Source organism: Shewanella corallii, assembly GCF_023349125.1.
In the GTDB taxonomy this organism is placed as follows: domain Bacteria; phylum Pseudomonadota; class Gammaproteobacteria; order Enterobacterales; family Shewanellaceae; genus Shewanella; species Shewanella corallii.
Genome location: NZ_JAKIKT010000005.1, coordinates 178,300 through 203,501 on the forward strand (window position 1 = coordinate 178,300; position 25,202 = coordinate 203,501).

General features: G+C 51.7%; 16 protein-coding genes. 5 read left to right on the forward strand and 11 right to left on the reverse strand.

Annotation, left to right across the window (positions count from 1 at the left end):
- Positions 1–39: 39 nt before the first annotated feature.
- The 9 genes from L2725_RS13950 to rmuC form a co-directional block, all read right to left on the reverse strand.
- Entirely contained in the window at positions 40–1,050 is a 1,011-nt protein-coding gene (locus L2725_RS13950; RefSeq protein WP_249249504.1) for a D-alanine--D-alanine ligase, read from the reverse strand.
- A gap of 140 nt (positions 1,051–1,190) precedes the next feature.
- Positions 1,191–3,107 carry an exodeoxyribonuclease V subunit alpha gene (gene recD, locus L2725_RS13955; RefSeq protein ID WP_249249505.1) on the reverse strand — a complete coding sequence of 639 codons (1,917 nt, stop codon included), beginning with the start codon at positions 3,105–3,107 and terminating at the stop codon, positions 1,191–1,193.
- Entirely contained in the window at positions 3,104–6,838 is a 3,735-nt protein-coding gene (recB, locus tag L2725_RS13960; RefSeq protein ID WP_249249506.1) for an exodeoxyribonuclease V subunit beta, read from the reverse strand. Before recB ends, recD begins: the two co-directional genes overlap by 4 nt.
- On the reverse strand, positions 6,838–10,383 hold the full coding sequence (gene recC, locus L2725_RS13965) for an exodeoxyribonuclease V subunit gamma (protein ID WP_249249507.1): 3,546 nt from the start codon (positions 10,381–10,383) through the stop codon (positions 6,838–6,840). The genes recB and recC overlap by 1 nt, the downstream gene beginning before the upstream one ends.
- 90 nt (positions 10,384–10,473) lie before the next feature.
- The gene (locus L2725_RS13970) at positions 10,474–12,582 is read right to left on the reverse strand and encodes a transglutaminase TgpA family protein (RefSeq protein ID WP_249249508.1); all 2,109 of its coding nucleotides are present in this window, start codon (positions 12,580–12,582) and stop codon (positions 10,474–10,476) included.
- Complete coding sequence (locus L2725_RS13975) at positions 12,582–13,547, reverse strand: DUF58 domain-containing protein (protein ID WP_249249509.1); 966 nt, start codon at positions 13,545–13,547, stop codon at positions 12,582–12,584. Before L2725_RS13975 ends, L2725_RS13970 begins: the two co-directional genes overlap by 1 nt.
- The gene (locus L2725_RS13980) at positions 13,544–14,452 is read right to left on the reverse strand and encodes an AAA family ATPase (protein WP_115137800.1); all 909 of its coding nucleotides are present in this window, start codon (positions 14,450–14,452) and stop codon (positions 13,544–13,546) included. Before L2725_RS13980 ends, L2725_RS13975 begins: the two co-directional genes overlap by 4 nt.
- A gap of 193 nt (positions 14,453–14,645) precedes the next feature.
- Complete coding sequence (locus L2725_RS13985; RefSeq protein WP_249249510.1) at positions 14,646–16,565, reverse strand: transglycosylase SLT domain-containing protein; 1,920 nt, start codon at positions 16,563–16,565, stop codon at positions 14,646–14,648.
- Between the two features lie 13 nt (positions 16,566–16,578).
- Positions 16,579–18,078, reverse strand: coding sequence for a DNA recombination protein RmuC (rmuC, locus tag L2725_RS13990; protein ID WP_249249630.1), 1,500 nt, complete (start codon positions 18,076–18,078; stop codon positions 16,579–16,581).
- 208 nt (positions 18,079–18,286) lie between these two features.
- Between rmuC and msrP the strand changes: the two genes are divergently transcribed.
- Both msrP and msrQ read left to right on the forward strand, forming a co-directional pair.
- Complete coding sequence (gene msrP, locus L2725_RS13995) at positions 18,287–19,315, forward strand: protein-methionine-sulfoxide reductase catalytic subunit MsrP (RefSeq protein WP_249249511.1); 1,029 nt, start codon at positions 18,287–18,289, stop codon at positions 19,313–19,315.
- Complete coding sequence (gene msrQ / locus L2725_RS14000) at positions 19,315–19,974, forward strand: protein-methionine-sulfoxide reductase heme-binding subunit MsrQ (RefSeq protein WP_249249512.1); 660 nt, start codon at positions 19,315–19,317, stop codon at positions 19,972–19,974. The genes msrP and msrQ overlap by 1 nt, the downstream gene beginning before the upstream one ends.
- A 64-nt stretch (positions 19,975–20,038) precedes the next feature.
- On the opposite strand, the gene L2725_RS14005 is transcribed toward msrQ, so the two are convergent.
- Positions 20,039–20,359: a hypothetical protein gene (locus L2725_RS14005; protein ID WP_249249513.1), complete on the reverse strand. Its 321-nt coding sequence runs from the start codon at positions 20,357–20,359 to the stop codon at positions 20,039–20,041.
- A 197-nt stretch (positions 20,360–20,556) separates the two neighbouring features.
- On the opposite strand from L2725_RS14005, the gene L2725_RS14010 reads away from it, so the two are divergent.
- From L2725_RS14010 to L2725_RS14020, 3 genes are all read left to right on the forward strand, one after another.
- Entirely contained in the window at positions 20,557–21,051 is a 495-nt protein-coding gene (locus tag L2725_RS14010; protein ID WP_249249514.1) for a putative 4-hydroxy-4-methyl-2-oxoglutarate aldolase, read from the forward strand.
- Positions 21,052–21,164: 113 nt separating this feature from the next.
- Positions 21,165–22,997 carry an AsmA family protein gene (locus L2725_RS14015; RefSeq protein ID WP_249249515.1) on the forward strand — a complete coding sequence of 611 codons (1,833 nt, stop codon included), beginning with the start codon at positions 21,165–21,167 and terminating at the stop codon, positions 22,995–22,997.
- A complete protein-coding gene (locus L2725_RS14020) occupies positions 22,998–23,549 on the forward strand; it encodes a BsuPI-related putative proteinase inhibitor (protein ID WP_249249516.1) in 552 nt (183 codons plus the stop codon).
- Between the two features lie 66 nt (positions 23,550–23,615).
- On the opposite strand, the gene L2725_RS14025 is transcribed toward L2725_RS14020, so the two are convergent.
- Positions 23,616–25,163, reverse strand: coding sequence for a lytic transglycosylase (locus tag L2725_RS14025; RefSeq protein ID WP_249249517.1), 1,548 nt, complete (start codon positions 25,161–25,163; stop codon positions 23,616–23,618).
- Positions 25,164–25,202: the final 39 nt, after the last annotated feature.

Sequence of the window (25,202 nt, forward strand, 5' to 3'; positions counted from 1 at the left end):
GAGGCTGGATTTTTACTATCTCAGGCTCGCTTGAAAAGCTTATTTAGCCTGCAACTGAGCCAGAATATTCTGCTCCAAAAAACGCGCAAAATCATGACCGTGTCCCTGAAGCATTTTGGGGAACATGGAGATTGGCGTCATACCCGGGAAGGTGTTGATTTCGTTGAGCAGGATCTCATCATCCTGAGTCAGGAAGAAATCGATACGGGACAGGTGGCGCAGTTTCATTCCTTTGAAGGCTTTGATGGCATAGCTGCGGATCTGCTCTGCAACTTCAGGGGCCAGATCCGGCGCCTGCACATGAGTCACCGCCTGGCTCTTGCTGTCGTATTTCTCTTCAAAGCTGTAGAAGGTATTGCCGGCGCAGACGATCTCACCGGGCAGGGTGGCGATCACTTCACCTTCGTACTCATAAGCCGCGACTTCCAGCTCTCTGGCCACAATGGTTTTTTCCACGATGACATAAGGGCTGTAAGTGAAAGCCTCATTGAGCACAGCAGCAATCTCTTCTGCCTTGTCCACCTTGTAACAGCCCACAGAAGAGCCCTGAGAGGCTGCCTTGATAAACACTGAACCCCACTCTTCGAGGGCGACCTTGGTCTGCGCCTCGGCCAGTTCGCCTGGCTCATCCAGAAACAGGTATGGGGTGTTGGGAATGCCCAGCGCCGAGAACCACATTTTGGCCGTCACCTTGTTAAAACAGTTGACGCTGGCCTCACCGCCGCAACCAAAGTAGGGCAGTTTAATCATATCGAACCAGGATTGAATATCGCCTGTTTCGCCGGGATAACCGTGAATACAGGGCACCACATAGTCCACCGGCCAGGGGGCTTTACTGGCATCGTCAAATACCACTTGTTTGTCGGCGGTCAGACGGGCGAAGTTGCCATCTTCAAGGCGATAACGGCCATCTTCCAGCAGTTCCAGCCACAGCACATCAAAGTTGCTCAGGGATTCCAGGTTGGTTTTCACATAGCCTGCTGACATCAAAGAGATAGCGTGTTCACTACCACCGCCACCGCACAGCAAAAGCAAATTGTATTGGGTCATTCGTTCTCCAGCGTGCCCGTACCCTTTAATTGCCGCCAGTTTATGGGGCTTACGGGACACGGGCAAGTCATGCCTGATGATATTGTCGCCATGCGACTTTGTTTATTGATCTTTTTGCGTCTGTCTCTGCCGATATCCGCTTATGCCTGCCATAAACGCTGGGCCAGACCTGACGCCCTGGTCGTTCTTTGCATACTGGCATCTTCAAATACCCGCTGGCTGCCCAGACAGGTGAAGTATTGTTTGGCCCGGGTAATGGCTGTGTAGACAAGTTCTTTGGTCAAAAGTTGCCTTTGTGCCGGGCTGGGGCTTGGCGGCAACACCAAAGACACAGAGGCAAACTCACTGCCCTGAGACTTGTGTACTGTCATGGCAAAACAGGTTTCATGACCCGGCAGGCGAGCGGGCAGTACCTTGAGGACACTGCCATCGGCCTGAATAAAGTGAGCCATTAAGCGCTTGCTTTCATGGCAGGGCAGAATAATACCAATATCCCCGTTAAACAGCCCCAGGTTGTAATCGTTACTTTGAATAATTACAGGCCTGCCGGGGAAGAACTCCTGAGACGGATTGATTAATCCCGCCTGTTTGAGGGCGGCACTGACATGGGCATTGATCCCTTCCACACCATATTCACCGGCGCGGGTGGCACACAAAATCCGGTAGTTGTTGTATCTGTCGATAATGGACATGGGGTCGAAGTCGGGTCTGTGCATCACTTCCAGATAGTCGCGATACTGTTCACAGGCCAGCTTCAGCAGCTGAGTCAGCCCCTGTTTCTGTGCGCCGTGTTCAATCCAGTGAAGTTCGCTGTATCCTGCCTGCCAGGCTTTCATTATGCCTTGTTTATCGCACTGGTTTACCGCTTTGGCCAGCACGCCAATGCCGGCATCACCCTGGAATCTGTGGCTTCTACGCAGCATACACAGGTTATTGCCAATACCCGGGTGCGCAGTGCCAAAAGGTGTCATGTCATAGCCGGTCAGCAGGCTTAAGTCGCTTGCAAATGGCGCTGTGTAACGCATCTGCCAGCCACCCTCTGAGGTACGCAGCCCGGCACAGATATCGGCCAGTACAGCACCGGCTTCCACCGATGCCAGCTGATCCTGATCCCCCAGCAGAATTAATCTGGCATGCGCTGGCAGGGCATCGAGTAATCTGTCCATCATAGGCAGGTCGACCATTGAGGCCTCATCCACGATCAGCAGATCCAGATGCAGTGGGTTGTCTTTATGGTGACGGAATTGATGGGAGCCGGGGATCACCCCAAGCAGCCGGTGCAGTGTGGCCGCCTCTTCAGGAATGCGGTCAATGGCAGTCAAGTTCAGTTCATCCGCGACTCCGGCCAGCTCTGCCTTGAGTTTTTGTTTTGACGCCTTGATTGATTCAGTCAAACGAGCCGCAGCTTTACCCGTCGGGGCAACCAGCCGGATCACCATCTGGCCACTGAGGCAAAGCAGCATCAAAAGCTTGGTCACCGTGGTGGTTTTACCTGTGCCTGGCCCGCCGGTGATAATCGACAGTTTCTGACTGAAGGCTGTGGCGGTAGCCACCTTCTGCCAGTCAATGTCATCACTGTTGGGAGTGGCTGAGTGCATGGGAAACAGCAGCGAAAGGGCGCCCGTTACTGAATCATCGGCACTAAAGCTGGTTTGTGCCATATCCAGCAGACGCCGGGATACCCGCTGCTCAAAGTCATGATAACGCTTAAGATAGAGGCGATGACCGTCAAGGATAAGCGGACAGTTGTCTCCCGGAGCGCCTACCGCGGCAAAGTCAGCAACTGCCTGGGTCAGGCCATTAACATCCAGCTGGAAAGAGACGCTGGCCTGCCTTTCCAGAAATGGATTGGTCAGCTGGATAGCGTCCAGCGGCAAACAGGCGTGCTGGGCGGACAATTGCTTGCTCAGCAGGGCGCAGATAAGGACAAACAGCTCCGAGTCTTCTTTATGTATCGCCGCCATTTGCAAGGCAAAGTGACGGTCGAGCGGGGTCAACAGGCGGGTTTCCTCCAGCTGTTTTAAAAGTGCAGCCATCGGCATGCCGGAGGTCATCATAGGTCAAACTCCAATTGATCATCCTGCTGAGTCTGGGTCTCGCCCTTCAGCAATTCATCCAGTGCCAGGATCAGGGCTTCATCCGGCTTATCGAAATACACGCCTGTACCGGGATTAGCGGCGGACATACCGCGAAGAAAAAGGTAGAAACAGCCACCAATATGCTTTTGATAGCTGTAATCGGGCAATTTCAATTCCAGGTATCTGTGCAGCGCCAGGGTGTAAAGAATGTACTGCAAATCGTATCTGTGACCGCTGATGGCACCACTCATATTCACCTGTGAATAGGCATCAAAGTCATCACCCAGGTGATTGGATTTATAGTCGGCAATATAGAAGCGTCCCTGATGCTCAAAGGTTAAATCGATAAAGCCTTTGAGCATGCCGCAAAACGCATCGAACTTAAGCTCGCCGCCATAACCGAAGCGGGAAAGCAGTCGTGACAGGGCGATGTCCTGTATCTCTGAATCTTTATCTTGAGTGCCCAGAGGCAGGTAAAACTCCATCTCCACCAGTTTCTGTTCATTCGGCAGTTGAGACAGGGTAAGGCTTTGCTCTTGGGTTAACTGCAGCGGTGAGTGCAACAGATCCAGATACCAGTCGTTAAGCACGGGCTGCCAGACTTCATCTATGCCATATTTGGCCATACAGGTTGGCAGCTTAAGTGGCAAATCGGCTTCGGCGTTGGTGAAATCAATCTCCTCCAATACCAGGTGCATGAAGGAGCCGGCATTGGCGCCACGTTCAAAGGTAAAGCGGCTGGCCTCGGGCTCGGCTTGCTCCTCTTCCACTACCACTTCATCGCTGAGGTCTTCGTCACCTGCGCCCGGCGCTGTGTGTTCGTGGGGCAGGTGCCTTACTAGGCCAGAGTAGCTGCCCACACGCCAGGGCGTCCCCAGCCTTGATGCTGGAGTCAGAGGGGCAAATTGCTGCTCTGAGTCAGTGTCTGTCTGGGTCAGAGGAGTTTGGGGTATCTCATCGTTTATCCATTCGCTACTGATACATTCACTGCTGGTGCCATGACCGCTATCAACACCTGTGAGTCGAAGCACCGCCTGCTCTATCGCCTGAGCATCACAGGACTTGTCGGTAATGCCCAGCAGATAGCCAATGGCCGTGTCCTTCAGGAAGCTGTTTATTCCTGATTTGTTCATACGACAGTGGTTGGCGACAGAAAGATAACAGCGATACACGGGCCGGGTCAGTGCCACATACAGCAGGCGCAGATCTTCCGCCAGGGTTTCCTGTTTAGCTGCTTCCCAGGCGTCGTCTGTAGCATCCAGATCCCAGATCAGTTCTTCGCCTTTGTGGTAAAGCATGGGAGAAGGGCGACGGCTGTTGTCCCGGGCAAGACTGACGAAGGGAATAAAGCAGACCGGGTATTCCAGCCCCTTACTCTTGTGAATGGTGACAATCTGCACCAGATTCTGCTCGCTGGCCAAACGCAGTTGCTGCTCTTCGCCATTGGCCGATTGCGCCATCGCCTGTTCGAACCAATTGATCAGAGCACTCTGTCCATCCAGCTCAGCAGATTGCTGTTGCAGCAGCTCTGCCAGATGTCTGAAATCGGTCAGGCGACGTTCAGCATTCGCTTGTGTGGCAAGTCGCTCAAGCAGCTGATATTTATCGGCCAACATCAGCAGTGCCGGCATAATACCTCGCCGGGCCCAGTGCTCATGCAGCTGCATAAACTGGTCTAGCACTTCACTTCTCAGTGTTTCAGACTGATTAAACTCATGGATACGGTGGCCATCGAAGCCAAGCAGGCGACAGGCCAGGGCAGAGCGAATCGCTCGCTCGTCCCTCGGCGTTGCCAGAGCGCGCAAAATCAGCAGCATCTCTCTGGCTTCATCGGTATTAAGCACACTGTCGCGACTGAGGAATACTGCGCCAATATGGCGTGCCTGCAGGGCGTTTTGCATCACAGCTGCTTCGTTTCTGTCACGAACCAGTACGGCGATATCTTTGGCTTTGAGCGGTCGGTCTTTTTCCGGCTTATCCTTGTTGGCAAGCTGGCATTGACCTTCCTGAGCGGCGTTCAGCAGCCTTGAGATCTCTTCGGCGGCATCTTCTGCCAGTAATTTTCTGGCGTTGGTTTTATTCAGGCCTTTTTCACTGTGCTCGGCCAGCATACGGATTTTCAGTGCCCGGCCATCAGAATTTGGCTCACGCAGCAGCTTGGTACCTCGATCGGCAGCGGCCACAGATTCAAAAGGGATAGCCTCGCTGATAAAGGGATCGTCACTCAGGCTGAATACTGAGTTAACCGCATCGACCATAGCGTGAGCCGAGCGGTAGTTGGTACCCAGGTTATAGTGATGATCTGTTTCTTTTCTGGCACCGATATAGGTGAAGATATCCGCCCCCCGGAAGGCATAAATCGCCTGCTTGGGATCGCCAATCATCAGTAGGGTATTGGATTGATTTTGACCATCAGTGCTTGGTTTAGGTGTGTTGGTATTTGTATCTGTATCTGCCTCTTGTTTACAGGCAGGATAGATGCCCGAAAAGATAGCGTATTGCAGAGGATCCGTATCCTGAAATTCATCAATCAGCGCTACAGGGAAACGTTTGGCGATACTAACTTTAAGCAGAGCTGCCACTTGCTCCATGGCATCCGCATCGACGCCCGAGCTAAAGCCTATCGCCCGTGCCAGGGTAAGCAGCAGATCGTCCGGGCTCATCAGGTTGCGTTCGGCTTTTAGCTCATGAAAGCGGGAGTCCACCAAAGCGCGGGCTTCATAAAGGAATGCCGGCAGCATGTTGGTAATGGCTTCTGCCAGGGACTCAATTTGTGCCAGTACCGGGGCCTCTTCGGCGGTTGGTATCACGCCGCCTTTTTTAAGCTTAAGACCGGATAGTGACAGACTGGTCATCAGTTTGGGATCAGGCAGGCCTGAGTAAAACTTTACCCAGTTGTCCATCTCATCCAGCATTCTGGCAAGCTTGGGGTAGCCATCGGCTTGTTTGCCATAGCTGGTGCCGTTCAGTGGCAGGCTGTGCAGCAGTTTCTCAACCTGCCCCCGCTCTCTGGGCCAGGCCAGTTTCAGCCGGCTGATTTGAGTGGTCAGTTGCTCCTGCAATTTACTGAAGTTCTGGGGCTGCTTGCTGGCTTTCGCCTGACTGGCACCGAGCAAAGGTCGCAGCTGTCTGCCAAGATCATCGGGAGTACTGAATTTGGCGGCGATTGCTGCAGCGAGCGCCTCCGGCAACTGGTAACAGGTGTAACGCCAGAAGTCCCGGACGCTCTGGGCCAGATACTGACTGTCATCCAGCGTGAATTCGGACTCAAACAGGAGTGCCGATTCAAAGGCCATATCCGCCAGAATACGTTGGCAAAAACCGTGAATGGTGAAGATAGCCGCTTCATCCAGCGACTTAAGTGCCAGATCCAGACGTCTGAGGGCGATATGTCGCGCCTCAGGGGCGCAGTCATCAAACAGCTGATTGATAAAGGAATCATCCACCGGCAGGCCGAGGAATCTTTGATAGCACAGCTTAATTCGGCGACGAATTCTGTCTCTGAGTTCCTCTGTGGCGGCATTGGTAAAGGTAACCACCAGGATCTGCTCACAGGTCAGGGGATTAACGCCGCCATGACCCAGCAGCAAACGCAAATAGAGACCTGAAATGGTGTAGGTTTTACCCGTTCCCGCACTGGCTTCAATCAAACGTCTGTCGCACAGGGGCAGGGTCAGTGGGTTTAAAGACTGAACGCTGGTAGCTGTCATCACTGACCTCCTTCAACAAAATTGGCCAGCTCTGAGAGCTTGTCTGTGTGGTGCAGGCTGATAAGGGGCTTAAGGATCGTCATCGCCAGTGGAGCAAAGTCGGTTTGAGCACTGCCCGTAAAATCTTCCGGGAACTGGAACAGTCTGGCGTTGTAGGGATCCGCGCCATCGCCAAAGCCATTGTCATCAACCCAGACACTCTCAAGCGACAGGATTGCCCCTGACATATCTTGCTCTTCCTGCTTATACACTTCCTCAATCAAGGCCCATGAGGTTTTGGCCATAAAGGGCAGGGGCTTGGCCTGTCCTTTGAAAAACAGATCGCACAATTGCTGCAGCAGGCCTTTGGCCTTGTCTGCATCAATGGCGGCGAACGCATGGAAATGGCCCATATCCAGCAGATATGACGCTTTATTATGGCCCTTAGCGTTGAGGCACAGGTGTCTTAAATAAACCCTCAACAGATCTTTGGGTTTAGCCGTTCCCGGGCGGAAATTGATAAGCCCTTTGGGATAAACTTCATCGATGCGACCAATCAGGCTCAGGGTTTGTTCGCCGTTTTGACCAGTGTGCTGCAACTGGATATCGATATCCAGGGGTGAGGGCTCAGGCACGGGCTTTTCATGTTCATACCCTCGCATATAGCGGGTGCGGCCCACTACATAGGAGATATCTCTGCGGTACTGAGACAGCAGCAGATTATCAAAAGGTGCCATAGGCAGATGACCATCGGCTCTAACCCTGTCGATAAGACTGTCGCTGATTTCGCCGGTATCTGACTTGAGTGCATCCTCAATCATCCACAACTGGAGCTGATAGCGCTCAAGGTTATTAAGCTCAAACGGCTCATCATCTTCAGAGGCTTCCAGCTCAAGGCTGAGATCCACTTTCAACGTCCGCTGGCAGAAATACTGGGCCGGGCTGCGATAGAAGCGGATCAGCGCCTGCAGCTCTAGTTCACTGGCTGGCAGCTCGTCCAGGCCTATGCCTTCGGCGTTGTTTAAAGGCTGGCAGACAAAGGCGGTATGGCCTGGCTCTGCTGTGGTGACCACTGGGCACCATTGAGGCGCAAAGCTGCGTGGCAGGTTATCGCCTTTATCGCTGTAAAGGCGCCCATCAAAGGGTTGCAAAGGCAGATGTACCAGCAGTTGCTCAAGCAGGGCATCTGCGGCGTCATTACCCGCTTTGGCCAATTCGCCTGGCCCGGAATTTTCATCGACCTCATTGTCAGGTTGGAAAGCGTCGGTGCGGTAACAGAGCTGGCAATATTCAACCAACTCAGAGACCAGCATAGAGGGGATACGCTCGCTGTTATCCCGCTCACTGTGGCCGATGTAACTGATATACAGCTGACTTCGCGCTGATAACAGGGCTTCCAGGAACAGGTATCTGTCGTCCATACGACGGGAGCGGTCACCTTTACGGGCACCATGGTGGGCCATCAGGTCAAAGCCAACCGGATATTGGACTCTGGGATAGACTCCATCGTTCATTCCAAGCAGGCAGACCAGCTGAAAGGGGATGGAACGCATGGGCATCAGGGTACAGAAGTTGACGCTGCCGGCCAGATATCGCTGACCCACACGACTTTCCGTGAGGGCGGAGTTAAACCACTGATTAATCACGCGCAGTGACACGGGCGCATTAAAGCCGGACTGGGCAACTTCATTGCCAAATTTATCTATGGCAGCACGGATCTCATTCAGATCATCCCGGACCTTGTCCTCCTGAGGCTGGGCCAGGTAAAAGGTATCCAGCAGCTCGACCAATTGCGTGGTGCGTGACAGTGCATCTGCATCCTGGCACAGTGCCTCACGGGCGCTGTCCAGCGCTTCGATAAAGTTAAGCAGCTTACCCAGTGACTGAGCGGCCTGACCTTCAATACCGGGCAGTGGCAGATCGCCATGATAGAGGGCCTCTTCATCCCCCAGCGCATAACCGAGGATCATGCGGCGAATACCAAAGGCCCATGAGTGTTTATCGAAGGCGGGAAGTCCCTGCTGCTCACTGGCTTGCTGATTACGTCCCCAGCGTACGCCGGCATTATTGAGCCACAGCTTAAGCTGCTCAAGCTCATCATCGGCAATATTGAATCTGGCCATCACTGCTGGTACTTCCAGTACAGACAACACCTCAGACAGACCGAAACGACTCTTGTCCAGTCCCAGCAGATTAAGGAAGCTGGAGATTAACGGCGATTCCTGAGCGGCGCCGCGGTCGGCAATGGCGTATGGGATATAGTGATCCCCATGTTTGGCGGAAAACACGGCATCGATATAAGGGGCATAGGCTGCAACATCCGGCAGCATCACCACTATGTCACGGGGATGCAGATCAGGATTGAGCTTAAGCATGTGCAGCAGGTGGTCGTGCAGGGTTTCCACTTCCCGAAGCGGGCTGTGACAGCTGCGCAGGGCAATGGAGTTATCATCCGGGCTCAATATACGGCGTTTATGCAGATTCAGATAAGAGGAGGCGTCCGGTCCCAGAGTTTCCCCAAGGGTTTCCATCTCCAGTATGTCCGACTGCACCCCTCTGAGCAGTGAGCTGTAGTCCGGCTCCTGATAAAACTCATGGAGCTCAAGATTGTCAGGCTCCAGCTCAAGCACCAGATCCAGCATTTCGCGGCCCATCTTGCCATTATTGGCCAGCAGTGGGTTTCCCACCTCGAGGCTGGACTCCCACAGCTCAGGCAGCTGTTTTTTCTCATTGTAGACCAGAGACATTCTGGCTCTGGCTTTGGGATCGACAATATCGCCCCAGTAGTGACGACAGGGACTTAGACTCAGCATAAAGACATCCATTCGCCCGGCCAGTGCATGCAGTACATCCAGGGTTTGTGGCGCCATGGAGCTGATCCCGAATACAAACAGTCTTGGCGGCAGCCCCTTCAGGCTATGGTTGGGATCCTGCAGGGCATCGATCAATGCCTGGTGCAGATTGGCCCTGTGGTAATGACTCTGCCCCAACGCCTGATTGTTATAGTTAACCAGTTCACGCCACAGCTCCGGCTGCCAGTTTTGTTCCGGGCTGAGTTCAATTGGCTGTTCATTGGCTTCCCACCCCAGGATCCAATCAGGTCGATAGACCAGATACTGGTCGAAAATATCGGCGATTCTGGCCGCCAGTTGGAACAACTTAAGCTCATCTGCTTGCTGGTCTGCCGCTTTCCCCTCTGCCCGTTTTCCTTCAGCGGTAGCCAAATAGTGGCGCAGAGGCGCGAAGTTATCCCTGTCGGTCAGGCCGGGCAAAATCGCCATCAGCTTCCAGGTCATGGCTGCTTTGGTAAAGGGGTTCTCTTCGGGGACGCCTTCAAGGAGCCAATAACAGAGCTTCCAGATAAAACTGGAGGGCAGGGGAAACTCCTGCGCGGCTGCAATGCCATTGTGTTTGGCGATCTCCAGTCGAAGCCAGGTAGACATACCCGGGCTTTGTACCAGAATTTGGTCCTGAGTGAGCAGGGAGGCACCGCTGGGAATAGTCAGCAATTGTGCCAGTTTTTCTGACAGCAGTTCCATTTGGTTGGACTGGATATGATGCAGCATGAAAGGCGTGAGTAAAGGGCCAGAAAGCCATTCTATGTGTTTGATTTGTTACGTTCAATAACGGCGGAACGCAAGTGGTGCCTTTGACTTTTATTTGCCCTGTTTCAGCGGCAGTTCTCCCATTAGTGTCGGAGTAGTGCGCTGCAGTGTCACCAGGATCAGCAGTCTCTCTATCTGTTGCAGACAGTGTTTTCTCATCTCCTTCCTCTGCCTGTCGGTCAGGGCGGGATTAAACTCAAGCTGTTCGAACTCATTGGCAAGAGAGGTAATTGACTCTTGCCAGTTGGGATTGAACCGACTGACTTTGTGCGCCACTGTGCGTGGCCCATCCGAGATATTCAGGTTTACACCCAGACGCTTCAGGGCATGCAGCAGCTTGTGGTATTTACGCTGTAGTTTATCCCGTCTTTTGGGCAAACTGAGTAAGCCGGTATACCAGGCAATCAGCATAAGCACGCAAATAATACCGCCCAACATAAACAAGCCAATTCGCTCTGTAGAGGCCTGTCCCAATAGCTCTCTGAACAGTTGTCTCTGCTTGTTGGCGTTGAATCCCAGTACCCACACGCTCCAGTAATAATCCAGACTGGCCAACTGCATTCGAAGTTCGTTCAACAGGGGCCAGTTTTTCAGCCTCAGGCTGGACAGAGGGTTATCCAGCAGGTAACTGTCCTCTGGCTTAAATACAGCGTCAAATCCATCCAGCACGCGCTCAGGGGCGACCATGGCAGTGGGGTCGAAAGTGACCCACCCCTCTGAAGGGATCCACACCTCGACCCAGGCATGAGCCATATACTGGTAAACACTCATGTAACCTGCTGCAGCGTTATATTCGCCCCCCTGATAACCGTTAACCATGCGGGCGGGCAGACCGGATGCCCGCGCCACCACCACCATGGCAGAGGCGTAATGGACGCAAAAACCACTGCGGTTATCAAACAGAAAGTCATCTACCTGGTTGCTGCCGATGCGCGGTGGCTTAAGGGTGTAGTAGAAAGGCTCCTGAGCGAACCTTTCCATCACAGCTTGCATGCGCTGCGCAGGGTCGGGAAAAGCCTCCCTCAGCTGCTGACCGTAGGCTCTGGCTCTGGGGTTAATGTCCGGCGGCAGAGTCAAATTGGTATGTCTTTCCAATGCGGACAACATGGGGTCCCTAATGGCATTGGGATAGGAGGTGACATCATAGCCGAATTGCTGCTCAATACGGCGCAGCGCAAACAGCCGGGAGTTGCTCATATTCACCACGCCACGGCTTTCGCTATAACCCAGATCCAGACTGAACAGCCAATGGGTTCCGCTGGGTTCAGCAATGACCTGATAGCCGTATGAGCCGCCCATGGGTCTGGGTCTTTGGTTGGGAATATTGGGCGCATTGTTCTGCAATGCCTTAACCCTGGGATTCTGACGCCACTCTTTACCATCGTAGGAGTCCATCACCAGAGCGCGCCAATAGAGGCGGTCATTGCTGGGCACAGGTCCCTGAAAGGTCACTCTGAATGCCAACTCGGCACTGCGGGTCAGGTTGCTGATATCCCCGGGGCGAACACTGTCAGAGAGGCCCGTCGTTGCAGAGTCGGTATCCGGCACCATCCACAGAGGAGAAAACCTGGGAAGCACCAGAAACAACAAACCAGCCAAAGGTAAGCTGAGCAGCGTGATACTGGCTGAGCCCAACAAAGGGTCAAGAGGGCGGGTTTTACCCTGATACAGGCTGACCAGGCCGCCAGTGTTGATTATGGTGACAACCGCAAGGAGCAGGGTATTGAGAATGGACTGGTTATCGATAAAGGCCAGTGCCACCAAAAAATAACCAACCAATATGATGGTTTTTACGTCTCTGCGTTGCCGCATTTCGATGTACTTCAGGGCGTAACCAAGAATCAACAGGTTGATCAGGGCGCTCAGGGTGCCAAGTTGGCCCGTGATGAGCAGCAGGGTAGCAGCAGAAGCCATGGCCAGAATGCTTACCAACAACCTTGGTGGCTTGGCGACTTTGCCGAGGAAAATACCGATTCGCCACACAAAGCAGATGGCACAGATAGCCAGGGTCCAGGGGGTTAACTCGTCGTAAAGGGGGGTCAAGACTGCGACGTTGATGATGAGCAGCCAAAATGACGTAATACGGGGGATCAGCGCCTGGGGAGATTTATCTACCGGGGTCCTGTCTTTATTTTTCCAGGGCAGAGAAAAGGGAAGCATCAGGCGTTTTCTCCATACAGGGCGATAGCCTCCTGACAGGCAAGTCTGTGGGATTCATCTGCACCGGGCGCAACCTGCTCGCCGTTCAATTCCAACCCAAACAGGTGTTGGTCACGACTGAAATACTCCACCAGGTAACTGAGCGCACTGAGACGCTTCTCCAGCTCTGTATCAGCTCCTGGCAGCACCAGCCAAATCGCCTCGCCCTGAGGCTGCTCAAACTGTTTGGTCAACATGCCCCGTCCCTGAGCCAGTTGCTTCCAGGCCACCTGTTTCAAAGACTCACCGCGGATGTAATCTCTCAGGCCGCTGAATTCATCCACACCATTAAGCTGATTACCGCCGTTGACGTCATCATTGCCATGAAAGTCCATGTAGCTGCGCTTATCATCAGGTTTTTCAGGTTTGGCGAACACCAATGGCGACATAGCCATATCCAGATGTGACCATGCACGGCACAGTCCCATGGGGTAACAGGAGGAGATTCTCACTCTGCCCGGGTTCATCCGGCCTCTTTGGGTATGGCGCACAGGGACCAGCACCTCCACGGCAGAATCTGTAATCCGGGTGATCTCAGCAATTCGGTTTTTGGGGTAGTTGAGTCCTACCTGCCAGCTGGCATGTGACGACTCCAGTTGAATAGGCATCGCCAGTGTTTCCCCTGCATAAACCTGAGCTGGCCAGTGCCCCTTGATTGTCAGTCCCGCCAGATTGCGATAGCCAAAGATAAGACAGGTGTTAAAGATACTGGCCATCAACATGGCCAGGCCTATGACCAGATTATTCTGATAATTGGTACCGAATAAAAACAGCAGCAGCACCAAGAGCAACCAAAATACGCCGAACCCGGTAGGCAGAATAAAGATGCCTTTGTGGGTCAGAGTGTGTTCCCGGGCCGCAGGCAGGCGCCTGGCCAGCCATCGCTGCCAGAATCCTGAGTGGGCAGTTCGGGTGCTCACTGTCATTGGATCGGGTTAACCTCAGACAGTATACGGTTGCATATGGTTTCCCCCTGAGCCTGACTGCTTGAACGCATTCTGTGTTGGGCTACCGGGGTAAACACCGCCTGAACATCTTCCGGGATCAGATAGTTTCGCCCCTGAATAAGTGCCCAGGCTTTGGCGGCCTGCAGCAGTGCCTTACTGGCCCGGGGAGAAAGGCCATAACCTTCGTTTTGTTGCCTTGATGCTTCCACCAGAGACAGTAAGTACCTGAGCAGCGCATCGGAGACTGAGATGTTGTCCGTCTGCTCCTGCAGCTTAAGCAGGTCTGCCGGTGACATACATTGGGGCAGGGTGTCATTATAGCTGCTCAGTCCCTCTCCCTTGAGCATAGCCAGTTCGGCGTCCAGGGAGGGGTAGCCAATGGAGAGGCGCATCAGGAATCGGTCAAGCTGAGACTCAGGAAGGGGAAAAGTACCGGATTGCTCAGTGGGGTTCTGGGTGGCAATCACGAAAAATGGCGTTGGCAGCCTGTGTGTGGTGCCGTCAACCGTGATTTGATGCTCCGCCATCGCTTCCAGCAGCGCGCTTTGGGTTTTGGGGCTGGCACGGTTAATCTCATCGGCCAGAACCATCTGTTTGAAGATGGGCCCGGGGTGAAACACAAACTGACTTTCATGTTTGTCGAATATGGTGACGCCGAGAATATCGGCAGGCAGGAGGTCACTGGTGAACTGAATACGTTGGTAACTGAAACCCAGACTTTGGGCCATTGCTTGAGAGAGACTGGTTTTGCCCATACCTGGGAGATCTTCGATGAGGAGATGGCCTCTGGCCAGAATGCAGGCCACAGCGAGCTTGATATGCTCGGTTTTACCGAGCAGTACCTGATCCAGCTGAGTGATGAGTTGTTTGATCTGTTCGGACATGTCTCCTCCTGAGACTTTTCAGTATTCTTCCCAAAGAAGGCATGTTGCCCCGGTATTTGTTATTTTTTACGAGGTTACTGCTAGAGATTCTGACTCAGTAGCGGTGTTTTTTCAAAATTTGTGACGTTTTTAGTTGGCCCTTTTTGATTAAACAACACAACAAGCCTCGTGAGTGAGGCTTGTTCTACTTGTATCAATAACTGGCGGATTGTTCTGCATCGGATAACAGAGGTGTGGTGGTTTTACCTGCCAGTTCCTCATATATCAGGCGATAGCTGAACACTGCTTGCACATACTCACGGGTTTCCCTGAAGGGGATGGACTCAATAAAGGAGACCGCATCCAGCTTGCCGTCAGTCCGTTTTAACCAGGCGGTTACCCTGTGGGGACCGGCATTATAAGCCGCGGTTGCCAGAATGCGGTTCTGGTCGAACTGCTTCAGCAGACCTGCGTAATAGGCGCTGCCCAGTTTTACATTCAGGCCCACATCATAGAGATCACTCTGGCGACGGTATTTAAGCTTGTGCTTCCTTGCGGTTTCTTTGGCAGTAGCAGGCATGAGTTGCATCAGGCCTCTGGCACCAACACCGGACCTGGCTCTTGGGTAAAAGGCACTTTCCCGCCGGGCGATGGCTCTGAGTTCATCACCATTGACCTTGTGTCGTGTTGCTGCCGCATTGAATTCCCCTTCGTGGGCGAGAGGGAATCTCTGTGATACATGGTTCCACAGTTTGCCCTGAATTGTGCCCTGAACCCCCATAGCCGGCCAGTTATTGTCACCGGCCATCAGGGTGTACTGAGTTCTCTCCTCTTGGTTGACCCGGGCCAGCAACTGGCGCCATTCAACTCTGGCATCATAGTGTTTATCCAACGCCTGCAGTTCAACAACTCTGAGCCAGGCGGCGTCTTTTGCCAGTTTTTGCTGAGCAGCCTGATCTTCCGCTGGTGTGACCTGGTTGAGGTTGATCGGTAACCCCTGACTGTTGGCGGCCATAAAGCCATAGAAGTTTCTTTGGGTTGCCAGCTTAGCCAGGCTGTCGGAACGCCTGGCGGGATCTTTCATCATTCTTGCCTGCCAGAATTGCCAACGGGCGCTGGCGGCGGCAGTGTCACTGAGCAGGGGCAAAGTCTTTTCGATAACCTGATTGTCACCGTTGCGTATTGCCCAGCGCAGGCGCATTTCTGTCAGGTCGTCAGAGCCCAGCAGTGGCAGCATGGTATCAACGTGATCTGACAGTGATTCTTCCTGCCTGATAAGCGCGCGCCTCACCAGATAGCGGTTGAGCTTTCGGGACTCATGTTCGGTAAAGCGATCCGCTTTCTGATATTTCAAATAGAGTCTTACCGCCTGTTCCAGATCCTTTCTGGCCAAACGTTTGAGACCGGCGGCGACGATATCTTCCTTATACTCACCTGAGCCCATATATCGGTTGATATGACGCAGGCGTCTTGGGTCCCTGTATACCTGAACCAGGGCTTCTGCATCTTGTTTATGGCCGGTAACCTTGCGGGATAACCAGCTCATCAGACTGTATTGGCCCGAATCAAATGCCAGCATCATACGTTGCCAGACCAAATCCTGAGAGCGCTTACCCGCCTTGGTCCATTCGCTGAACAGCACATCACAGGCGTCAGGTTGGGAGTAGCCATGGAGCCAAAGGTTTTTGGCACCGACCCAGGCTAAATTGGGATCACCGTTTTGCAGTTTTGCTCGGTAGTAATAGCACTGGAGTTCGGTATCTCTGGGGAGCTTGGGGCTAATCGCCAGAAAGTCTTTCCAGCGTTTTTGTTTACCGGCCCTTTGCAGGTATCGGTGTTTTAACGTGTTGTACAGAGGTGTTTGCGCGAAAGCAGCGAGAGAGATAGCCGCCTTTGGGCCTGACTGACGCAAAATATCATCCTGTTTATCGTGATAATCCAGATAGACAGTCAGAGGGTAATCGCCCAGTTGCTTTCTGAGGATTTGATATCTGGCTGAGTTTCCCTGTTCCTGAGCTTCTCTTGCGTCAAGATAAGCCTGTTGCTGCGCCGTCAGCCCTGCGGCAGCAGAAGTGGTGGTCAATCCCATACTGAAAGAGACCAATCCCAATATGCCAAGTAACTGCTTCAGCATGATTTATATCCTTTTATTCCCCGTCTGAGTTCTCCGGGGCCTGCTCATCATCTTTGAGGGCTGTCTCCAGCAGGTTTTTATCCAGTTGTTTACTGGTGATGGCGCCAAGTTGCTTCATCTGTTGCGCCTGTCGTATCAGGTTGCCTTTACCGCTAGACAGTTTGCCAAGGGCGCTTTGATAGCTGCGTTGAGCGGTATCCAGGCTGCGGCCCAGTTTATCCATCTCCTCTACATAACCACACAGTTTGTCGTATATGCGGCCGGCCTGTTTGGCGATCATCTGAGCATTCTGACTTTGATGCTCATAGCGCCATATATTGTGTATGGTTCGCAAAGCCACCAACAGATTGGTTGGACTCACCAACATGATATTTTGTTCCAGCGCGTAGTTAACCAGTTGGGGGTCTTCCTCTATCGCCAACAAAAAAGCAGGTTCGATAGGGATAAACATAAGCACATAGTCCAGACTCTTCAGACCGTGCAACTGTTGGTAATCTTTCTGTCCCAGCCCACGAATATGACTGCGCACTGAAATTACATGATCGCGCAGAGCCTGGGATTTTTCCACTTCATCCTGACTGTTGTAGTAACGCTCATAGGCAAGCAAGGACATTTTGGCGTCGATCACCACATCCTTACCTTCGGGAAGATGGACAATCACATCCGGTTTGTAGCGTTTACCCTGATCATTTTTCAGGTCCATTTGTGTGTGGTATTCATGACCTTCACGCAGGCCGCTTTCCTGCAGCACCCGCTCAAGAATCACTTCGCCCCAGTTGCCCAACTGTTTGTTGTCACCTTTGAGTGCTTTGGTCAGGTTAATGGCATCCTCACTCATCTGACGATTCATGGTTTTCAGTTGTTCCAGCTGAAACTTCAGTGAGCTGCGCTCCGTTTGGGCCTGATTATTGGATTCATTTATTTGCTGACGGAAACCCTCAAGCTGCTGCTTGAGCGGGCCAAGTACGCCATCCAGTTGATGAACATTCTGCTGGCGGAAGTTTTCACTGCGCTCTTCGAAGATCCTCTGAGCCAGGTGTTCGAATTGAGTTTTGAGCCTGGCTTCGGCAGATTCAAGCAGCGCTATCTTGTCCTCTAGTGCCTGTTCTCTGGCTTCAAATTTTACTTCCAGTTGTTTGGCATTGGCCTGTTCATTGGACAGTGCCAGTCTGGCTTCATTGAAGGCGTTGGTTTTGGCTTCCAGCAGGGTCTCCAGATTATCTGTGCGATCTGCTTTTACGCTGGCTTTACCCAGCTCTATTGATTGTTTTTCAAGCTTTTGGCGACAAAAGTGCAATTCATCTGTGAGCTGATCCTGCTGCAGCTGCGTATGTTCCAGTTCCTGCTGCAGTTTATTGATTTCCGTCAGGTGACTGGTCTCCATCTGTTCACGAAATTGTTGCCAGCGTGCGCGGGTGAACTTTTGATTGAGCAAAGCGCCCAACATCAGAAAAAGGATACCCACGGCCAGCAGGATAATGATATTGGCGATGGAGAATTGAGTGAAATCGATTGGCATCCCTGAAGCTCGAAACTGTTTGAATTTAGTATGGATGCGCCAAGATTGGCATGGCGGACGGGGTAGCTTCAAGTATTGTGGGGCTATTTGACCAAGTTATCCTCAGATAACCATTGTTTTGCCAGAATTTTGCCAAACTGAAGAAAGAAATATTGGATTTATACTGTCTTATCAGTAACTGAAGTGGACTCTGGAAGTAGCTATGAGCACAAAATTTACACGCGGGATACTGAAACAAGCGTCCTGGCAGATGAAAGAAAGTGAGGTGACGCCTCAGGAAGTCTTTAAAAGTCGTCGCCAGATTATCAAAGCCATGGGGCTGGGTGCCATTGGAGCCAGTTTGCCAGGCCATGTGCAAGCGGGCTTATTTGATCTGTTTGGTGAAGATAATAAAGAGGTGTTTGCCACCAGTCCGCTGACCTATACCCAGCCAGCAGCATTCTCTGCAGGCGGTCAGGAGCTGACGCCTTTTGATAAGGTTTCAGGTCATAACAACTTTTATGAGTTTGGCACGGACAAAGCTGATCCCGCAGCCAATGCACAGGGCTTTAAAGTTGAACCCTGGGTGCTCAGGGTTGAAGGTGAGGTGGATACCCCTTTAACTCTTGGTTATGACGACCTGTATAAATTTGCGCTGGAAGAACGGATTTACCGACTTCGCTGCGTGGAAGCCTGGTCTATGGTGATCCCCTGGGTGGGTTTTCCCCTGGCAACGATTCTTAACAAGGCAGGTATCAAACCTGAGGGCAAATATGTGGCATTTGAAACCCTGTTTGACAGGAGTCAGATGCCAGGGCAGCGTAACCGTTTAATGGGCGGTGGAATCCACTACCCCTACGTCGAAGGCCTGACTCTGGGTGAGGCAATGAATGAGCTGAGCTTTCTGGCGGTAGGGCTATACGGTAAGACACTGCCACCACAGAACGGTGCGCCTATCAGGCTGGTGGTACCCTGGAAGTACGGCTTCAAAAGCATTAAGTCCATCGTCACCATTAAAGTGACTCAAAGACAGCCCCCTACCAGCTGGAATCAATTGGCTCCCCATGAGTATGGATTTCTGGCCAATGTTAACCCACAGGTAGATCACCCCAGATGGTCTCAGGCGAGCGAGCGGCGCATAGGCCCGGGGGGACTGTTTTCAGCAACCCGAATACCGACAGAGATGTTTAACGGCTATGGAGAACAGGTCGCCGGACTTTATCAGGGAGTGGATTTGAGGAAGTACTATTGATGCGAGTGGGTAAAAGAGGTCTGTTTACCATTAAGCTGATGATGCACATGGCTGCGTTGGGAGCCTTGGTGTGGTTGATTCTGGCAGTTCTTTCCGGACAACTGGGTGCTGAACCTGTTGAGCGGATTATCCATTTCACCGGCATGGGCGCGTTAAATCTGTTGGTAATAACCCTGGTTGTCTCGCCTTTGGCCAAATACGGAAAAATGGGCTTTTTACTTCAAACCAGAAGACTGCTGGGACTTTACTGTTTCTTCTATGCGAGTTTACATATCCTGGCCTATCTTTCTTTTGATTTGTTATTTGACTTTGGATTGCTGGCAAAAGAGATTATCGAACGTCCATATATTGTCGTTGGTGCGATCGGCTTTACTATTTTATTGGCGCTGGCGGTCACCTCAATTAATTATCTCAGAAGAAAAATGGGAAGAAATTGGCAGAAGTTGCATAACCTGATTTATCTATGTGCCTTGCTGATTCCGTTACATTTCTATTGGTCGGTAAAATCAGGTTGGATTGAGCCAGCATTGTATGCGTCGACATTAAGCCTGTTACTGCTGACGAGAAAATTTAAACCCGGGCGTGCCCGCAGGCGTGCGGGGAAGGGCCAGCATAGTTCGAACTCTGAGATGCCAGATACTACTGAAGCCAAGGCTTAGCGCCACTGTGTCGCCGGAAAATAAAAAGCCCCCGAAGTCGGGGGCTTTTTGTTGCATCAAATAATTACTTTTGATTTTCAACCCGGGCCATTAAGTCGATAACGTCCTGATAAGACATATTCCACTCGCGGGAAAGATTGATGATCTTGGTCTTATAAGTTTGAATATTTTCTCTTTGGGCCAACATCTCTTTTTTGGCTTGAACAGCTTCGTTAACGACTTCCTGAAGTATTTCCAATCTACGAAGACTGAAATCCAGTGAGTCGATATATTTGGCCATTTGAGTTTTATTTCTGGCTTGCTCTAAATCCGATGAGTGCTTTTTTTCGTATCCGTACTGATCCAGCGCAGCCAGGGCGCTTTGCAAATCAAGTTCTTTTGTCATGGGGTCTTCACTTTACAGACATGGTGCGACTAATCGCTGCCAGCATTATTATCACGCTGTTATACAGGGCATAGCTGGCGCAAATTATAATCGGTTACGGAAACTAAACAACCGGTTTTGTGGGATATTTCGCACAAACGCCCGCTTGTTCGTTGACCGCCCAGAGGATAGGCTAAAAATAACACAAGGAGGATAGGATGCTGGATTTAACACCTGATATTTGTGACCGCTGGCCGGACGATTGTATTTTGCTGCCTGTTAACTTTAATCAATATGGCGGCCGTAAGATATTTCATGGGGAAGTGGTTACCGTAAAGTGTTTTGAGGATAACTCCAGAGTGAAGGAGTTACTGGCAGGCCCTGGCGATGGCAAAGTGCTGGTGGTCGATGGCGGCGGGGCTTGTCGGCGTGCGTTGCTGGGCGATTTAATTGGAGAGTCAGCAGTCAAATACCGCTGGGCTGGAGTGGTAATTTTCGGTGCAATCAGAGATGCGGGCACGCTGGCGACCCTGGAACTCGGCGTGCAGGCATTGGGCACAGTGCCTTTTAAAACAGACAGAAAAGGATTGGGGGAAATTAATGTGCCGATAGATATCGGAGGCGTTACAGTTTCTCCCGGAATGTACCTCTATGCTGACAGTAATGGCATACTGGTATCCAATTGTGAGCTGGATCTCAGCGAATTGAGCTGAGTTTGCTTCGATTTACGCTGAAAACCAGAGGGTGGCTGTCATCTCTGGTTCAGGCTGGACGTAATATAGACTCGGTAATCAGATTTATTTCCATACCAACATAAGGATCCGTTATGAAAGTGCTCAAGTGGCTGGTGCTGGCGTTCGTCGGTTTGATATTGGCGCTGGTGCTGTATTTGACTCTTCTTTTTAACCCCAACGACTTCAAGCCGGAAATTATTGAGCAGGTGAAGACGCAGACGGGAAGGACGCTGGAAATTAAGGATGACCTGAGCTGGACCTTTTTCCCAACTCTGGGTATTCAACTCGGCGGTATCAGCTTTTCCAACCCTCAGGGAATGAAGCCTGAGCAGATGATGTCAGTTGATGGCATAGTGGCTGAGGTAGCGCTGATGCCATTACTGAGTAAGGAAGTAGAGATTGAAGCGCTGAAGCTGGATGGCCTGACGGTAAACCTGGTGACAGATAAAAGTGGTAAAACCAGCTTCGACGGTCTGGGTCAGTCAGAAGGTGACCCCAAGTCCACCGAGCCAACAGACGCCGGAACAACATCTGGCGGTGAAGGGCTGGCTGCCTTATCTGTGGGTGGCGTAGAGATAAGTAACGCTACTGTCAATATCATCAACCAACAGACAGATACCACTCAGCAGTTCAGTTTGGACAGTTTTACCCTTGGTCAGTTTTCTTTGGGTAAGGCGGCTGAATTGGCATTTAAAGCCAGTGCCAAAATGCCGGATCTTAACCTGCAGACCTCGGGTAAAGGCAGTCTGATGGTGAGTAAGGATTTTGGCGCGCTGAGCCTCAAAGGCCTGAGTGTTGAAACCCAGGTGGAAGGTAAAGCGATCCCGAATGGCGAACTGGATGCCAACCTCAATTCCGATATTGAGGTTGACCTTAAAGGTCAGCAGGCCAAAGTGACACTGGCCAGCGTCAAGGTGGGCAATATTGAAGGTGAAGGTAGCCTTAGCGCCGCCTATGGCCGTAAGGTACCGTCTGTGGATCTGGTGCTGTCTTTGGGTGATATTAATCTTAACGATTGGATCCCAGCCTCTGAAGGCGACGCCAAGGGGGATGATAGCTCAGCTGACAAGCCAGCCGCTGCAGCTGTTGAACCCGACCTTTCTGCCCTTAAATCTGTGGACATGACTGCAGATATCAAGGTGAAGTCCATCAACATGGACAAGCTTAAGACCACTGATTGGAAACTGGCCGTTGCGCTGAAAAATGGGGTGCTGGATGTGAAAAATCTGGCAGGCAAGATGTATGACGGTGAGTTGAATGTGACAGCGAGCCTGGATGGCCGCAAACCGGTCGCCAGCTATCGTTTTGAGCAAACCTTATCAGGTGTGCAGATCCGTCCTTTGTTGACCGACGCCGCCGAAGTTGATTTCCTGTCAGGTGACGCCAATTTCTCAGTGACGGGTTCCGGCTATAGCCTTATCCCGGACAACCTCAAAAAGAACCTGCAGGCCAGGGGTAACTTCGCCATTAATGATGGTTCACTCTATGGTGTCAACATTCCGCAGATGATCCGTAGTGCTGAAGCCAAACTCAAAGGTGACCTGAGTGCAGGGGACAACGAAGAGCAGAAGACTGACTTTACCAGCCTGACCGGTAATTTCACTATGGCCAAGGGGGTAGTGAATAACCCTGATCTGGATATGCAGTCGCCACTGATCCGTTTAACGGGTAAAGGTGACGCCAATATCCTCAGCCAAACTATCGATTATCAATTGTCTACCAAGCTGGTGGCCTCGTTGGAAGGTCAGGGTGGTGGTGATGCGCTCAAGGGCGTGGATATTCCCCTGGCAATTACCGGTACTTTTGCAGAGCCCAAGTTTGCTTTGGACACTGAAGCCCTGTTGAACAACAAGGTGAAAGATGAAATTAAAAAGCAGGAAGATAAGCTTAAGAATAAGCTGCTGGAAAAACTGGGAGGTTTTTAAATGAGAGCCGGTTTGGCATTAACTGTATTGATAGGTTTAGTTTCAGGCTGCCATGCGCAGCCTGAGGCCTCTCCCGCTGAAAAACCTCAAATTAAAGTGGTTGCCGGCGGTGCAGAAATCAAACCTGTATCTCAGCAGGATTATGGAAGGCATCCGGGGGACAAGTCTATGGCGAAAGAGACCTTGTTGAAGGGAGAACTGGCGCTGGCTGATAAGCCTTCCGCCCGCGGAAATCAAGTGATGCAACTGCGGGTTTTTAATCCCCAGAGCTATGGTGTGCCCATACAATTTAATTCAGGCATGTCTGCTGATCTGTGGTTGTTGGATGCCAAAGGGAAAAGAGTTTGGGCCTGGTCCAACGATATGATGTTTACCCAGGCCATCCGGGACACTTCTTTGGCCCCAGGTAAAACCATGACTGTGAGTTTTGAGGTGCCTGATATTGTGATGGCACAGGTCAAGCCGGGTTTTGAATGGCAGGCAAGATTTATGGGACGAAGTACTGAGTCCCCAACGCCATTGCTGAATACCATTTCTATGCAAGCTAACTAATCTTAATTGGTTACAACAAAAAGCCCCCGATAGTCGGGGGCTTTTTTATGGCATATTGCAAATGGGCTATACGCTCATCTTGGTGACATCCACATACAGCTTCAGCATCTGTCCAGGCTGCAGGTACTTTTTGCTGTCAAGACTGTTCCAGCGCAGCAAATCTTTAATGGTCACATTAAATTTGTTGGCGATGCGAGCCAGAGAGTCCCCTGAGCGAACCTTATAGTTGATGGTACGCATCACGGAAGATTGAGTCTGATTCTCGCTGACCTTATTGGTCCAGATCACCAGCTTCTGGCCAACACGTAAAGGATCTTTGGGGGCCATGCTGTTCCAGGCCGCCAACTGAGAAACCTTAACCTTGTTGGCGCGGGCGATTTTCCACAGAGAATCACCGCTCTTCACCTGATAATCCACCTTGTAATCGGCACGTTTGACACCCTGCTTACGGGCCAGACGTTGATCTGAAGACAAGGAGTACAGCTCAGGGTCTTTGGCTGCAACCGGAATCAGCAGATGTTTGCCCGCAACAATAGTGTTGCCCTTGATACCGTTAACTGAGCGAATCACATCTATGGTGGTGTGATACTTGTTGGCGATCAGGCCCAGGCTGTCGCCGGACTTGATTTCATATCTCAGCCAGTGCAAACGCTGTGAAGAATCTGTATCGGCCAGCGCCAGCTTAAAGCCATCGGCTTTGCCCACTGGAACCACCAGCTTATGAGGGCCATCTGGGGCAGTGGACCAGCGGTTATAACCGGGGTTCAGCTTATGCAGTGAAGAAAGTGGCATATCCGCTAGATCGGCAGCAAATGAGAGGTCAATCTGGCTACCGACATCAATCACTTCAATGGCGGGTTTATTGGCAATAGGTGCCAATTGGATGCCGTACTTGTCAGCATTTTTTATTACATCTGCCAGTGCCAGCAATTGAGGCACATAGCGCTCGGTTTCCCGGGGTAGATCCAGAGCAAAGAAATCAGTACTGCGACCTTTACGTTTGTTGCGTTTAACCGCATTGAGTACCCGGCCTTCACCTGTGTTATATGCGGCGATGGCATACAACCAGTTTCCATGGGTCTTGCCATGCAGATATTGCATCATATCCAGTGCAGCGTGGGTGGCAGCAGGGACGTCACGACGACCGTCATACCACCAGTTCATCTTCAGGCCAAAGTGTTTGGCCATAGGGGAGGTGAACTGCCACAAACCAGAGGCGGCACCGTGAGAGTAGGCAAAGGGATCGAAGGCACTTTCGACGATAGGCAGCAGGGCCAATTCAATCGGCATATTGCGCTTTTCCAACTCTTCCACGATCAAATACATGAAAGGCTCGGCACGCTCGGAAACCCGTGCCAGATGGTTGGGGTGACGTATGTACCAGTCGCGGTATTGATTGACCAGTTTCTCGTCAGGAATCGACATCTGCATATTCAGACGAATACGCTCCCATACATCGGTAATGATAATAGGAGCCGGCAGGGGGTTTTCCGGGATAACAGGGGGTTTAACCACAGGAGCTGGAACAGGTTGTTGTACCTGCTCAGTGTCTAAGCTCTGACAGCCAGTCAGCAGGGCAATACCCCCCGCTACAAATAGGGATGAAAGACGCATGTACTGGAGCTATCCTTTATTAGTATTAGAGTATCTGTT

Bases quoted from the DNA above. Each gene is read 5' to 3' on its own strand.
- L2725_RS13970 (WP_249249508.1), bottom strand. From the start codon at position 12,582: ATGCTTCCCTTTTCTCTGCCCTGGAAAAATAAAGACAGGACCCCGGTA.
- L2725_RS13950 (WP_249249504.1), bottom strand. From the start codon at position 1,050: ATGACCCAATACAATTTGCTTTTGCTGTGCGGTGGCGGTGGTAGTGAA.
- L2725_RS14005 (WP_249249513.1), bottom strand. From the start codon at position 20,359: ATGACAAAAGAACTTGATTTGCAAAGCGCCCTGGCTGCGCTGGATCAG.
- recB (WP_249249506.1), bottom strand. From the start codon at position 6,838: ATGACAGCTACCAGCGTTCAGTCTTTAAACCCACTGACCCTGCCCCTG.
- L2725_RS13985 (WP_249249510.1), bottom strand. From the start codon at position 16,565: ATGCTGAAGCAGTTACTTGGCATATTGGGATTGGTCTCTTTCAGTATG.
- L2725_RS14025 (WP_249249517.1), bottom strand. From the start codon at position 25,163: ATGCGTCTTTCATCCCTATTTGTAGCGGGGGGTATTGCCCTGCTGACT.
- L2725_RS13975 (WP_249249509.1), bottom strand. From the start codon at position 13,547: ATGACAGTGAGCACCCGAACTGCCCACTCAGGATTCTGGCAGCGATGG.
- L2725_RS14020 (WP_249249516.1), top strand. From the start codon at position 22,998: ATGAGAGCCGGTTTGGCATTAACTGTATTGATAGGTTTAGTTTCAGGC.
- L2725_RS14010 (WP_249249514.1), top strand. From the start codon at position 20,557: ATGCTGGATTTAACACCTGATATTTGTGACCGCTGGCCGGACGATTGT.
- L2725_RS13980 (WP_115137800.1), bottom strand. From the start codon at position 14,452: ATGTCCGAACAGATCAAACAACTCATCACTCAGCTGGATCAGGTACTG.
- msrP (WP_249249511.1), top strand. From the start codon at position 18,287: ATGAGCACAAAATTTACACGCGGGATACTGAAACAAGCGTCCTGGCAG.
- msrQ (WP_249249512.1), top strand. From the start codon at position 19,315: ATGCGAGTGGGTAAAAGAGGTCTGTTTACCATTAAGCTGATGATGCAC.
- recC (WP_249249507.1), bottom strand. From the start codon at position 10,383: ATGCTGCATCATATCCAGTCCAACCAAATGGAACTGCTGTCAGAAAAA.
- recD (WP_249249505.1), bottom strand. From the start codon at position 3,107: ATGATGACCTCCGGCATGCCGATGGCTGCACTTTTAAAACAGCTGGAG.
- L2725_RS14015 (WP_249249515.1), top strand. From the start codon at position 21,165: ATGAAAGTGCTCAAGTGGCTGGTGCTGGCGTTCGTCGGTTTGATATTG.